This is a genomic window from Nostoc linckia z4, assembly GCF_002608075.1.
GTDB classification, from domain to species: Bacteria; Cyanobacteriota; Cyanobacteriia; order Cyanobacteriales; family Nostocaceae; genus Nostoc; species Nostoc linckia.
Genome location: NZ_LAHA01000005.1, coordinates 167,444 through 180,725, shown reverse-complemented (window position 1 = coordinate 180,725; position 13,282 = coordinate 167,444). Strand labels below are relative to the sequence as shown.

At 41.7% G+C, this 13,282-nt stretch carries 10 protein-coding genes and 1 pseudogene; 8 read left to right on the top strand and 3 right to left on the bottom strand.

Annotation, left to right across the window (positions count from 1 at the left end):
• The first annotated feature begins 43 nt into the window (after positions 1-43).
• The 3 genes from VF06_RS07395 to cysE all read left to right on the top strand — a co-directional run bounded on the left by VF06_RS07395 (position 44) and on the right by cysE (position 3,552).
• Complete coding sequence (locus VF06_RS07395) at positions 44-1,717, top strand: DUF3352 domain-containing protein (RefSeq protein ID WP_099072947.1); 1,674 nt, start codon at positions 44-46, stop codon at positions 1,715-1,717.
• Positions 1,718-2,073: 356 nt separating this feature from the next.
• The gene (locus tag VF06_RS07390; RefSeq protein WP_099072946.1) at positions 2,074-2,562 is read left to right on the top strand and encodes a hypothetical protein; all 489 of its coding nucleotides are present in this window, start codon (positions 2,074-2,076) and stop codon (positions 2,560-2,562) included.
• A gap of 222 nt (positions 2,563-2,784) precedes the next feature.
• The gene (gene cysE, locus VF06_RS07385; protein ID WP_099071622.1) at positions 2,785-3,552 is read left to right on the top strand and encodes a serine O-acetyltransferase; all 768 of its coding nucleotides are present in this window, start codon (positions 2,785-2,787) and stop codon (positions 3,550-3,552) included.
• A gap of 104 nt (positions 3,553-3,656) precedes the next feature.
• On the opposite strand, the gene VF06_RS07380 is transcribed toward cysE, so the two are convergent.
• Together VF06_RS07380 and VF06_RS07375 are read right to left on the bottom strand one after the other, a co-directional pair.
• Positions 3,657-4,241 (bottom strand): Npun_F5749 family FMN-dependent PPOX-type flavoprotein, encoded by a 585-nt coding sequence (locus tag VF06_RS07380; RefSeq protein ID WP_099071623.1) that lies wholly within the window; start codon positions 4,239-4,241, stop codon positions 3,657-3,659.
• 81 nt (positions 4,242-4,322) lie between these two features.
• On the bottom strand, positions 4,323-5,021 hold the full coding sequence (locus tag VF06_RS07375; RefSeq protein WP_099071624.1) for a Uma2 family endonuclease: 699 nt from the start codon (positions 5,019-5,021) through the stop codon (positions 4,323-4,325).
• Positions 5,022-5,256: 235 nt separating this feature from the next.
• On the opposite strand from VF06_RS07375, the gene VF06_RS07370 reads away from it, so the two are divergent.
• The 3 genes and pseudogenes from VF06_RS07370 to VF06_RS07360 all read left to right on the top strand — a co-directional run bounded on the left by VF06_RS07370 (position 5,257) and on the right by VF06_RS07360 (position 9,489).
• On the top strand, positions 5,257-7,710 hold the full coding sequence (locus tag VF06_RS07370; RefSeq protein WP_244918018.1) for an LAGLIDADG family homing endonuclease: 2,454 nt from the start codon (positions 5,257-5,259) through the stop codon (positions 7,708-7,710).
• Between the two features lie 311 nt (positions 7,711-8,021).
• Positions 8,022-9,095 (top strand): annotated as a pseudogene (gene nrdJ, locus VF06_RS07365) (ribonucleoside-triphosphate reductase, adenosylcobalamin-dependent); the annotation flags it as partial.
• Positions 9,096-9,270: 175 nt separating this feature from the next.
• On the top strand, positions 9,271-9,489 hold the full coding sequence (locus tag VF06_RS07360) for a ssl0294 family protein (protein WP_099071625.1): 219 nt from the start codon (positions 9,271-9,273) through the stop codon (positions 9,487-9,489).
• 350 nt (positions 9,490-9,839) lie between these two features.
• Here the strand turns inward: VF06_RS07360 and VF06_RS07355 are convergent, their stop codons facing one another.
• A complete protein-coding gene (locus tag VF06_RS07355; RefSeq protein WP_099071626.1) occupies positions 9,840-11,036 on the bottom strand; it encodes an MFS transporter in 1,197 nt (398 codons plus the stop codon).
• Positions 11,037-11,603: 567 nt separating this feature from the next.
• Here VF06_RS07355 and VF06_RS07350 point away from each other — a divergent pair.
• Both VF06_RS07350 and VF06_RS07345 read left to right on the top strand, forming a co-directional pair.
• The gene (locus tag VF06_RS07350) at positions 11,604-12,455 is read left to right on the top strand and encodes an ABC transporter ATP-binding protein (RefSeq protein WP_099071627.1); all 852 of its coding nucleotides are present in this window, start codon (positions 11,604-11,606) and stop codon (positions 12,453-12,455) included.
• Entirely contained in the window at positions 12,412-13,275 is an 864-nt protein-coding gene (locus tag VF06_RS07345) for an ABC transporter permease (RefSeq protein WP_099071628.1), read from the top strand. The genes VF06_RS07350 and VF06_RS07345 overlap by 44 nt, the downstream gene beginning before the upstream one ends.
• The last annotated feature ends 7 nt before the right edge of the window (positions 13,276-13,282 follow it).

Here is a 13,282-nt window from a genome sequence, read left to right as displayed (position 1 = left end):
TCTGCTTAAATGGCTGTGAACTATCTTTTTTAATAGGTTTAATGTGAATAGACAACGCCCATTCATCGGTTTTATCGTAGCTGGTGCGATCGCCGTTTTAGCCATTGCGATCGCTTTATTCTACTGGTTTTTCCCGAAAAATCCGGCTAGCCTCGTAAGCCCTACATCCCAGCCTGGTGCAACAATATTTGTATCGAAACTTTCTCCCGTAATAGTGTCATTACTGACAAATCCTGACAGTTTGCAAGCGTTGGAGGGTGATGGAGAACTATCTAAACTCAAAACTAGTTTCTTGGCTAAGAGTGGTATTGATTACCAGGAAGATATTAAACCCTGGCTAGGTAACGAAATTACACTCGCTATAACCACCCTAGATCTCGATCGCGACCCGGAAAATGGACAACAACCAGGCTATCTTTTGGCACTTGCAACCAAGCAACCAGAAAAAACTCGCGAGTTTGTCGAGTTGTTATTTTCCAAACGAGCTTTAGCTGGGGCAAACTTAAATGTTGAAGAATACAAAGGCATAAAGCTAATTTCTGACAATCCGCAAGGGATAGCAGAAAGTAAAATCCAAAATAACTTAGCTGGCGCTGTAGTTGGCGGAGGTTTTGTTTTGTTTGCTAACGATGCGAAAGTGCTGCGCGAGGCCATTAATAACGTCCAAGCCCCGGATTTGAATTTGACTAGCTCCTTTGAATACCAAAAAGCTACCAAAGAACTACCCAAAGGTAGTATAGCTATAGCTTTCTTAAACCTTCCCATTGTGGCAAAATGGCAAGGATTAGAATTAGCCGAACAAACATATGACAGTGAAATAATTTCTCTGTTGTTGAAGCCCAAAGGATTGCTAGCAGAAACAGCCTTTGTCAGTTCATTAGAAAGTGTTTCTCCATCGCCATCATTAACAAAACCTGTGGGAGCATTGCAATATATTCCATCATCAGCAGGTTTGGCAATTTCTGGCTCAAATTTGAGTAATTTAGCTAACACTGATGTAGCCAAACTTTGGAAACAAGCAGCAGCAACTATATATGGTTCCCAAGAAGATGTGGTTTCTCAGTTACTAAAACCATTGGGCGATGTTCAAAAAGTTTGGGGAGTAAATTTGCCAAAGGATATTTTCACTTGGGTACAGGGAGAATATGCCATAGCATTATTACCTCAAAAACAAACAACTCCCCGTTGGATTTTTGTTGCGGAAAAATCAGAGGGTGTAGAACAAGGCGTGGCGAACCTAGACGCCATTGCTTCATCTAATGGACTTACCATCAGTCCTGTAACCATAGACAACCAAAAAATTGCTGCTTGGACAGAGTTAACTACAGCTAGTAAAAAAACCAATGACAACAATCGACCATCATTCACCATTGAAGCAAAAGTTAGAGGAGCGCATACAACTTTAGGAAATTACGAAATTTTCACCTCAGACCTTGAGACAATGGATGAAATTTTCACAGCCAAGGAAAACTCCTTAATTAACAATCCTAATTTTCAAGAAAGTATTGCCGCAATTCCTCGACCAAACCAAGGCTATATCTATCTTGATTGGGCAAAAAGCCAGGATTTATTAGAGCGTCAAATTCCAATTCTCAAGTTAGTGGAAGTTGTCGGAAAACCGTTTTTTAATAACTTGCGATCGCTCACAGTTAGTAGTTATGGAACTAACACACAAGCCCTCAAAGGTGGCATCTTTTTCCAACTAAATAATTCCTGAAATGTTCGCACTAACTAAAAGTACATAAAGTTAAAATTTTTAATTTTATGTACTTTATTTCAGTGCAAAAATTTTACTCACTCGTTGATAACGAGATACAAAATAGGGTAATCAAAAATAATTTCTTAAATATTAAGTGTTAGCTTTGTTGAGTGTTAACAGTCAACACTCAACAGTTAACACCGATATTGTTCACAATTAAAATATGATTGCGATAGCAATTACCTGTATGCTTTGTAAAATCATGAATTGTGGCACATTTGAATGTGGCACATCGAATAGAAATTTCACAGTAATTTTTTAACTACAATTATGTATATATGACTACTATTATTCAAGCCTGTTGGAGGGCTACTATGAAATACTGTCGCCCCCGACTTAAATATAGTCGCGGCTGGTTGTTAGCTATAATTACAGCCTTAGCAGCTACCCCTGCGATAGCACAGACAGCAAATTTTGGTACTTTGACGCTATCAACAAACTTTGACCCAGCACAAGGAAAAGTGCAGGGATTTACAGGTGGTTCTTACTCATTATCTGCCATTAGTAACCGCGATCGCGAACAAAAAGCCTGTATCGGTTTTGCCGATCCGAATCCAGATCATATTATGGTTTTGGAAAATGACTTTTCCCAGTTGACAGTGCAGATAGATAGCAATAACAACGATACTACCTTACTCATCCAAGGGCCAGATAAAGCTACCATTCGCTGCGGCGATGACACTGGCAAAAGTAAAGATGCTAGCATTAGCGATCGCAACTGGAAAAAAGGCACCTATCGCATTTGGGTAGGCACATTTAATCCTGGAATGAAGCGGGATTATACTGTCACAGTGGAGCAGTGATGGGGGGATGGGGGGATGGGGAGATGGGGAGATGGGGAGATGGGGAGATGGGGAGATGGGGGGATGGGGAGGCAAGGTGAATAATTCTTAACTCCTAACTCCTAACTCCTAACTTCCATGCCCTATGCCCTATGCCCTATGCCCCATTGCCCATTTTTTATGCAACACCTAAGACGATAATATGGGATAGTAGCTTGTTGTGCTTTCCGAGGGTACTATCTCGTGCTATCTACTCTGAGTGCTGACTTTCGTATCATATTTGAACGTGACCCAGCTGCCCGTAACTGGTTGGAAGTTTTATTTTGTTACCCTGGTTTGCAAGCCCTGTTATTGCATAGGCTGGCTCACTGGCTTCATGGTGTTGGTCTTCCCTTTATTCCCCGTTTGATTTCTTACTTGGCTCGGTTTTTGACTGGAATTGAAATCCACCCTGGTGCAACAATTGGATATGGCGTATTCATTGACCACGGTATGGGTGTGGTAATTGGTGAAACTGCGATCGTGGGAGACTATGCACTAATTTATCAAGGTGTCACCCTTGGGGGAACTGGTAAACAATGCGGTAAGCGCCATCCTACGTTGGGTGAAAATGTTGTAGTCGGTGCGGGAGCGAAAGTCCTGGGAAATATCCAAATTGGCAATAATGTCCGTATTGGTGCTGGGTCAGTTGTCCTCAGGGATGTCCCCTCTGACTGCACAGTGGTGGGAGTACCTGGCCGTATTGTGTATCGTTCTGGAGTGAGAGTTGCACCACTAGAACACAATAATTTGCCAGACTCAGAAGCGGAAGTAATTCGCGCTTTGGTAAATCGAATCGAATCGTTAGAAGAACAAATACAAAATCTTCAGCGTATTCATTCTTCAAATGAAAAAACTCCTGTATTGGCGGGTTCTGTAGCCTCCAAGGAAGCTGAATTATTAGAAAATGCTCCTGTGTGTAGCCTCAGAGATAAAGCAATACAACAGTTTTTAGATGGTGCGGGGATATAAAGTTAGGAGTTAGGAGTTAGGAGTTAGGAGTTAGGAGTTTGGAGTTTGGAGTTTGGAGTTTGGAGTGAGGAATAAAAATTATGGGGCGCTTCTAACTGACAAAATTAAGGATTAATTTCTTCACATAACCATTGTTGATTTTCATCGCGGTGATAGAGTCTTCTATTTTGTGGTTCGCCGCGCAGTTCTAAATGGTCTACCTGCACTGGGTCTAGTAGCACCAAACAAAAATTAGGTACTGGTTGCACACAGTTTGGTGCTGGTGGCTCAAAGGCTTGTGGTTTCATAACTCTGGGTTTACCAGGATGAGGCCAAGCAAATTGTAAACGCGCTGCATCACTCAGTTCTTGCCAGGTGGAAATGCGTGCTGGCTGTAAATCTTTGTGGGAATTATCATTACCTACCAAAGTCAAACAGCCAGCGATGCGGAATTGTTCTCGTGTGTTGGGAAAGTACCAGCAAGCTTCGGCCCAAGGTTGTTGCACTATTTGGTCGGTTTTGGCGCTACGGCTGTCGGTGATAAATTTTAGCTGGTTGGTATCTTCGAGAAAGCCGCGAAAGACTACAGTCCGATTCGCGGGGCGATTGTTTGCTTGTACCGTTGCTAGTTGTAAGTAACGGGCGTAAACAAGGCTACGGTTGCGGTGGAGGGCGTGGGCGATGGTACTTCGCCAAGGAGCCAGTGTCATTTTACAGTTGTGTTGCTAAAAATAATTAAATGAGATTCGTAAATCTTAAAGATACTTTTGTTAGAGTTTTCTAACAGCAATTCACGTGAGAGAATCAGGATCTATGCCGAGCGATCGCAACCGTTCTCGTAACAATTGTACTTCTTGTTGTGCTTGCTGGGCTTGTTGTTGAGCAAGTTTTCTATCTTCTTCTGGCGTTAAAAACCTTTGTCCTTGTTGATTATACCAATACACCCACTCCCGTGGTATGCCTAAATAAGTTCCTCTTTCGATGCCAATTCCTAAACCTATTTCTGGCAACCAAACTGGATTACCATCATGCAATTCGTAAATATTATTCACTAATTTATAAACTTCTAAAGGTCGTTTGCGGCGACGAAATGGGTTGTAGACAACATAATACAAAATTCCCAATTTTGCATACTCTATTTTTTTGGTGGAATATTCACCTCGGTATTTTTGAGATACTACTTCTAAGACTAATATCGGTACTTTCTTCTCTTCCCAAAGCACATAACTGGGGCGGAGGTTTTCATCATAAAATCGCTCTACCCCCAAACTCAAAAACCCATCTGGGACTATTGCTGGCAAATCTGGGTCATAATAAATACCCATATCTACGCCAAAAAACCAATCCATACGTTCCGGCCAAGCAATTGCGAGTATTGCTTTGAGTAAACCAGGAATTAAATCTTGTAATTCGTTATCCACAGGGGTATCGTCTGAGTCTGGTAATTCCTCAGATGAGGGCAAACAAGCTAATGGATTGTACTCTAGCATGATGAATTTATTGTTTTGCGAGTGGAGAATGGGAAGATTTATTCATCAACAATTTGTAGCAATTCAAACTTAGTAAATAATTTTTACGTAGAAATGATGGATATTATATATCATGAAGTTATGTTGCAATTAGTACGATATGGCGCTAGCGTAAAGTGGACAATTTGACAATCTTTAATCCTAAATCTACTTGGCGTATAGTCATAATCTGTTCGCACGCAACAAGACTTGATTTATGGTTCAGAAGCTTGAAAGAAAACGCCAGAGCGGAGGGTTCCCTGAGACTGCTCCTGCTGCTAATCCTGTATTTTTTAGAACCTATAGCCGCCGTACTGAGGCAGGGTTGAGGGAAACATGGGATGAGGTATGCGATCGCACTTTACAAGGCTTAATGGAGTTAGGAAAACTCACAAGAGAAGAAGTTGCCATATTAGAGCGGATGCAGCGCAATTTGAAAGCTATGCCTAGCGGGCGCTGGTTGTGGGTTGGGGGTACAGACTGGATTAGGAAGCCAAAGAATTTTTCCGGTGCTTATAATTGTACCTCCACCAATCTCCAAGACTGGAGTGCTTTCGGATTAATGATGGATTTGGCAATGATGGGCTGTGGTACTGGAGCTATTTTAGAACCACAATATATTAACCAGTTGCCCCCCATCCGTAACCATTTGAACGTTAGCGTACAAGGTGAACTTGGTAGTACTGTTAGAATTGAGCGTCGTGAATTTACACAAACACTTATAGAAGGTAACAAAGTTACTATCTACGTTGGAGATAGCCGCGAAGGTTGGGTTGAATCATATCAAACTCTGTTGGAACTCTCTACAGATGAACGTTTTTCTTCAGATGTTGAAGTTTTAGTTGATATTAGTGATGTCCGCAAAGCCGGAGAAACTCTCAATGGCTTTGGGGGAGTTGCGAATCCTGTGAAATTGCCAGGACTTTATCAGCGTTGTGCATCCATTCTGAATAAAGCCAAAGGGCGACAATTAACTTCTGTTGAATGTTGTCTATTAATTGATGAAGCTGCGGTGACAATTGTGGCTGGTAATATCCGGCGCTGTTTACCTGAAGATGCTTTGGTACATACAGCTAAAGGACTAGTTCCCATTCGTGATGTACAAATAGGTGATTTGGTACAAACTCCTTTGGGATTCCGGCGGGTTGTTGATAAATTTGACCAAGGGTTTCAAGATGTCTATGAAATTGAAACTAATGCTACTTATCCCAGAGCAACTTTAAACCATAGACAAGCAGTATTGGCGGATGCTAAAGGCGGCATTGTCTGGAAAGATATTGCTAGTTTAAAAGCAGGCGATCGCCTACTGCACAACAAACAAGTTCTACCAGGAACAGTTACCCATTTACCCCCAGATTTTACTGAATTTCGTCCTTGCCGAAGTCAAGGAGCCAAATCTTTTGTTATTCCGGAACTAACTGCGGAAATAGCTTGGCTTATTGGGTTTACACACGGTGATGGTTATGTAGCTCTTGGTCGTAATAAACACAATAAACCCTACGGCCGTGTTGAGTGGTCAATGAACAGCCTGTATGCTGAAGTTACAACTAGAATCCAGAGCAAAATTGATGCTTGTTTAGCTTTATTTGGGTTAAGTGCTGTTCATAGCATTACTAAAGGTGAAAACACAGCCAAGTCCATCTGTTCATCAATTCGTCTAGCTGAGTATTTCCATCGTTATATTAAGCAGCCAAATGTTGCCCTAGCTGTTCCTAATTTTATTTTCCAGGGTTCAGTAGATATCCGAGCTGCATATTTAGCAGGATTAATGGATAGTGATGGCGCTGTTAATAACCGCCCTCCTCACCTAATTACCTCAGTTTATCGTTCATTTATCAGACAAGTCAGTGTAGTTTTATCCAGCTTGGGTATTGCTGGGAGACTGACCACAACTTATCCGCAAAATTCAAGTTGGCAAGTCAAGTACAACTTGACAATTCCAGCACTAAAGGAGCGTTACAATGCCCTGATTGCGCCTCACTCAGCTAAAGGTGAACTACATCAAGGTCTAAAAATGTATGGTTTTACCGTTCCTGGTACAATCATGCGCGAAGCTTACAGCTACAGCGAAATGCGCGACATGGGATTCCAGGGTTCCCGCACTGTAGATGCTAATTACGAACGCTACGTTGCTGAGGCGGATATTTCTTTAGATATTCCCGTCACTGTCAAAGGATTGGGTAGTTACGATTATGTTCAGACTTATGATATAGAAGTCGATGAAGCTCATTGTTTCTACTGCGACGGCTATCTCACACATAACAGCGCTGGGATGCGTCAGTTTACTGCTGATGACAGCCTGGGAGCAACAGCTAAGGATAATTTATGGCAACAGGATGCAGAGGGTAACTGGCGAATCGATCCAGAGCGCGATGCTTTGAGAATGGCCAACCATACCAGAGTTTTTCACCGCAAGCCGACATTAACAGAATGTATTGAGGCTGTCCGCAAACAATATTACAGTGGTGAAGGTGCAATTCAATGGGCTGGTGAAGCTGTAGCCAGAGCAAACATTGATTTGCTACCAACACAGGCTTTAAAAGTTGATTTCCTCAAAGCTTACGAACAAGGAACAGCAAAACAATGGTTGCAAAAACGCTATCCTCAGCTTGGTGCTAATGAGCTAGAACATCGTTTAGCTCGCTATGGGCTAAATCCGTGTGGTAATTGATTTTGCCTCACGTTAAAAACCTCGCAAAAACGGGGAAAGCTGAGATGCTAATCCCGTGGTAATCAAAGGAAGTAATAAGCCTTTGACACCGTACAGCGTAGAGAGTGAAACTAGATTACAGCATAAATTAGTGTCTAGAATATAATCTCTCCAAGAGTGCGGGGGCAGATGTAACAAGTCAAAAGTTAAAAGCCAATTTGAGCTTTGATTTGTCCTAAGGGGTTGTTACATATGCAAAATGTACGCGGAGCTACTGCAAATCATCAAGCAGTAGAACTAGAGGATAAAAAGCCCCTAGGATAACAAAATTGGAAATCATCGGTTCTAATTTCCACTGTAATTTGTCTGAGGTTCACCTCAATCAAATTGACCCATTTAACTATAAAGAACAAGAAGAGGCTTTCACCGCTGGGGCGCTATCTGTAGCAGCACTTTTAAACCACAAATTCCAAGAACCACGCTATCAATACAGCCGTGAAATAGACCCCATTGTGGGAGTTTCTTTTACGGGTTTATTTGATTTCTTTGTTCATGCTTTTGGTGTTGATTGGCTGCGTTGGTGGGAAGCAGGAAGACCCGCCACTCCCCAAGGATTGGCATTTAAGCGCGAGGAAGAGAAATATTTAAGCTTTTGGAAAGATACTGTGCATCGAGTTGTTTGGGATTATTGCGATCGCCACAATCTCAAACGTCCAAATCGCTGCACTACTGTCCAACCAAGCGGCACAAAAGCTTTATTAACTAATGCCAGTTCCGGATGGCATCCCCCCAAAGCCCAAAGATTTATTCGCCGCATCACCTTCGGCAAAAATGACCCCGTAGCTTTAGCTTGTATTGAGTATGGTTACAATGTCATTCCCTCGCAATCAGACAAAGACGAACACGGTAATTTACTCAACGATCCTTTCGATCCACGTGTGAGTGAATGGTTAGTAGAAATTCCCGTTGCTGTCTCTTGGGCTGATTTACCTGGTGCTGATGAAATTGATGTTTCTAAGTTTTCAGTGTTAGCGCAATTTGATTTTGTCCTCCAGGTTCAACGCCATTATGTGAGTCACAACACCTCAGCAACTTTAGAACTACGTTCTGATGAAATCGAAAGTCTCGGACAGCGGATTTACGAAACTATTCAAAATGATGAAGGATATATTTCCGCAGCTCTTTTAGCTAGATTTGACGATTTACAATCCTTCCCACGTTTGCCTTTTGAACCAATAGATAAAGCAACTTGCCATCGTTTAATTCAAGAAGTCAAAGCACGGCGCAAAACAGATGATTTCTGTGCAGCCCTCAGCCGCTATGATTTAGGCGAAATGTCAGAAGCCGGCCCCAGTGGTTGTGACTCTGATAAGTGTATGTTTCCCGAACAGGAACCAAGTTCATAGAGGAGATGGGGAGACAAGGGGGACAAGGTAGACAAGGTAGATAAGGTAAGATAGCCATCTTTCTCCCTTGTCTACCCCCTCTCCCTTGTCTTTGCATACCCCATGCCCCATGCCCTTACACGTTACGATTAATTAAAAAGTAATAATTTTTTACGGTAGAGTTAGGAGACTTTTAATGTTCATTGATGAATTGTCACCCATATTCAAAGAATTTACCCAGCACCCAGTCTCGTTTCTTGGTGGGTTATTCTCCGGTGTGCTTCGACTCAATCTTGCAGATGACCCTGTTAAAAGCTGGCTAGATCAACAAAAATACTCAAGTAGTTCCACTTCCAATACAACTGAGGTAAATAATGGCAAAGCCACTGGCCCTCAGCGGATTGCAATTGACTAAATTGTTCATCAATCCCAAATCCAGTTAATCAATTTGACCAAGCAATAGGTCTCACGACAATTCCTCCCATTCCTTCTAGGGATATAGCAATCCTATTTCAGTTGTGAACAATATCGGTGTTAACTGTCAACGGTTAACAGTCAACAACCCTAACACGTAATATTTCATAAATTATTTGGGATTGCTATGGGAGGAATTGTCGCCAAGTCGTCATTAGTCATTAGTATTACACTTAAGTTTCGCTCAATGTAATTGAATACAATAAATTCAATATAACTACTGTTGACTAATGACTAATGACTAATAACTCGAAATCCCCACCGCGTAAAGCCGGGGGATGATATCAAAATTTATGACACGGAAATGCAGTACCTAAATAAAAAAAACATCACAACTGCGAAACCCGCTCCTGCATAATATACGCTAGTAATTCCACCAAAATCAAAGACGTAGCCCATCAACAGCGGCCCTAATGTTTGTCCTAAACCGAAAAATGTCCCGTTGACAGATATGATTGTCGCTAAATATTCTTTTGGTGCTAAATCTGCTAATAAGGTTTGGATACTAGGAAAACCAATGCCAAGACCGATACCAAAAATTATACTGGGAATTAATAGTAACCAAAGATTGGGCACAAAAGGAATTATTAACATCGCTAATCCATAAAAGATGTAAGAGGCACTAATTAAATTAGTAGGGGTAAATTTTCTAGCCAATTTGCCTAACTGGGTAGATGCGATGGTAATTGATATGGAAACGCTAGAAAGTAAAAAGCCGATAATAGTAGGTGGCGCGTTGAAGTTATCATTAATTAACAGCGGTAGATAGGTGATATGAATACCATAAAGAAAAACAAAGTTAGCTGCGCTGGCAATAAATAGTCCGAATAATTGACGATTTTTGAGAACTTTCCCTGCATTCCTTAAATACCTTTTGAAATTGCCATTACTTTGTGGTTCTGGGTTCTTCAGTCTAAACAATACAAGCAATCCTAGAGGAATTGCTAATATCGGTAACATAAAAGGATAATACCAACCCATTGTGGCCAATGCACCACCAATTATGGGATAGGTTGCGGTGCCAATGCTACTGATACTTGCGCTGTAACCCATTGCCTCTGCACGTCTATTTCCGGTATATAAATCGCCGATTAAGGTGATACTTAAAGAAAGCAAAGGAGCAACACCAATTCCTTGTAAAAAACGCAAGTATAACAGTAAATTAAAATCGCGGGCAAAGGCGCAAGCTGTACCAGCAATGCCAAATAAAAACAATGCAGGTACGATAATTTTCTTTCTACCCCATCTATCAGCCAAAATTCCGATAATTGGCCCTAAAATTAAACCAGGCAATGTAAATATTGCAATCAATAACCCCAAATCATTGAGCTTTATATTGAATTTGTCAACTAACTGGGGAAAAGCTGGAGTTATGCTAGAAACTCCGATAACAGCTATGAGAGAAACTGCACAAACTATGTGGAAATTTAGCTCTAGATAAACTGGCTTTTGCCGTTCAAGTTGGCTGTTATCTTTTGGCGAATTCATCAGATTACCCTGTGTATCAAGTCACAATTCAGAATTGAGGAGTTGTGGAAGTTAAAGAATCAGATAAATACATATAGCAATGCTATTTGAGTTGTGAAGAATGTCAGTGTTAACTGTTGATTGTTGACTGTTGACTGTTGACTGTCAAAAACCATAATACGTAATATTTCACAAATTATTTGGGATTGCTATGGGAATCTGATTTGATTCCTGAAAACATTTGTGTAGAAAGGAAACTCTTAATACCAGTACTTACGCAACTGGCACAGGCGATCGCTAAATCATAGTACATGTGTATTTATATAACTGACGCAACTGGTACAAGGTGATTGTACCGATACTGTCAAGGTAGTTCATTAATTCTGCTCTGTGTTTTGTACATAATGTGTCTGGAGAGATGGGGGAGAGGGAGCAGGGGAGAGTTGTTGTACAAATTTTTCTCCTCTGTCCAATGCCCAATACCCAATGCCCTATTTCCTTTTTCCTGCTAGCGAACTATTGACTTCAGATAAATATATTGAGAAACTAATAGTTAGTTTTTCTAATTAATTAAGTGCATCGAAAGTTGTGACAATATATACGGGAAAAATAAACCGATCGCTATCTTCTAAGGAGCCAAAATCCCTAATTTTGGAAACCGAGGGATTGACGCGCCGTTTTGGTAAGTTTACTGCTGTTAATGACCTGAACATATCTGTAGAACAAGGTGAAATATTTGGGCTGCTGGGGCCGAACGGGGCGGGTAAAAGTACAGTAATCAAAATGCTGACAACATTACTGCCTATCAGTGAGGGGACTGCAATCTTAGCCGGCTATGATGTGACTCGTCAATCCGATCCTGTGAGACGTGCCATCGGCTATGTACCCCAAGCGTTGTCTGCTGATGGCAGTCTTACGGGTTATGAAAATCTGTTAATCTTTGCGAAGTTGTATGAAATACCGAAAAAAGGACGCGATGGCCGCATTTGGGAAATTCTAGAGTACATGGGTTTGCAAGATGCTGCTAAGCGCTTGGTACGCACCTATTCTGGTGGCATGATCCGCAAGTTGGAAATTGCTCAATCGATTTTGCATCAACCCCAAATTTTATTTTTGGATGAGCCGACTGTGGGACTAGACCCCATTGCCCGCACGCAAGTATGGGAACTTGTGCAACAACTCTGTACTGATTACCGCACAACTATATTTTTAACAACCCACTTTTTAGAAGAAGCAGATAATCTGTGCGATCGAGTGGTAATTATGCAACAAGGCGAAGTCGTGACCACAGGCGCACCAAGCGACTTAAAAGCTTCCTTGGGGAAAGCAAACGCAACCTTGGATGATGTCTTTATTCACTACACAGGCAACCAGTTAACATCAGGAGTCAACTACCGTGACACAGCGAGAACCAGACGCACAGCTCAGCGGTTGGGTTAAAGTACAACAGCTACAACCGACTCGCCGACGTAATTTCATCTCTGCAATTAGCGAGCTAGTTAGGAAAACTTTAGCGATCGCTGAATTGGAAGTACGCAAACTCCGCCACGATCCCACTGATTTAATCGTTCGAGCTGTGCAACCAAGCTTATGGTTGCTGATTTTTGGGCAAGTTTTCTCCCGCACTCGCGCTATTTCCACAGGGGACTTACCTTATTTGGATTTCATCTCTGCTGGGATTCTGGCTCAGAGTGTCCTGTTTGTGGCAATTTTCACTGGTGGGATGACGCTGATTTGGGAACGAGATTTAGGAATTGTGCATAAATTCTTAGCTAGTCCTACACCCCGTGTGGCGATGGTATTGGGTAAAGCCTTGGCCTGTGGGGTGCGATGCTTATCACAGGTGGTGGTGATTTACACACTAGCATTTTTATTAGGTGTGAAACTCAATCTCTATCCCCTACCGATTCTGCAAGTGCTACTATTGGTGATGCTGGGGGCGGCTTGCTTTTGTGTTTTTTCCTTAATTATTGGCTGTTTGGTAAAAACGCGAGAACGGATGACTGGTATTGGGCAATTATTAACGATGCCCTTATTTTTTGCTAGCAATGCCATCTATCCTATTTCCTTGATGCCCGAATGGTTAAAATTCATTTCCCATTTAAATCCTTTGACTTATGAGGTAGATGGCTTACGTGGCACGATGTTGCTTAATGGCAATAGCATCTATGGCTTTGGTCTGGATTGTACAATTCTCTTGTTAACATTAATAATCTTAGCCATCATTGCTGGACGACTTTATCCACGGGTGGCAATGTAATCAGGAG

Coding starts and splice junctions, on each gene's coding strand:
- VF06_RS07390 (WP_099072946.1), top strand. CDS start 2,074: ATGAAATACTGTCGCCCCCGACTTAAATATAGTCGCGGCTGGTTGTTA.
- VF06_RS07380 (WP_099071623.1), bottom strand. CDS start 4,241: ATGACACTGGCTCCTTGGCGAAGTACCATCGCCCACGCCCTCCACCGC.
- VF06_RS07375 (WP_099071624.1), bottom strand. CDS start 5,021: ATGCTAGAGTACAATCCATTAGCTTGTTTGCCCTCATCTGAGGAATTA.
- VF06_RS07370 (WP_244918018.1), top strand. CDS start 5,257: ATGGTTCAGAAGCTTGAAAGAAAACGCCAGAGCGGAGGGTTCCCTGAG.
- VF06_RS07360 (WP_099071625.1), top strand. CDS start 9,271: ATGTTCATTGATGAATTGTCACCCATATTCAAAGAATTTACCCAGCAC.
- VF06_RS07355 (WP_099071626.1), bottom strand. CDS start 11,036: ATGAATTCGCCAAAAGATAACAGCCAACTTGAACGGCAAAAGCCAGTT.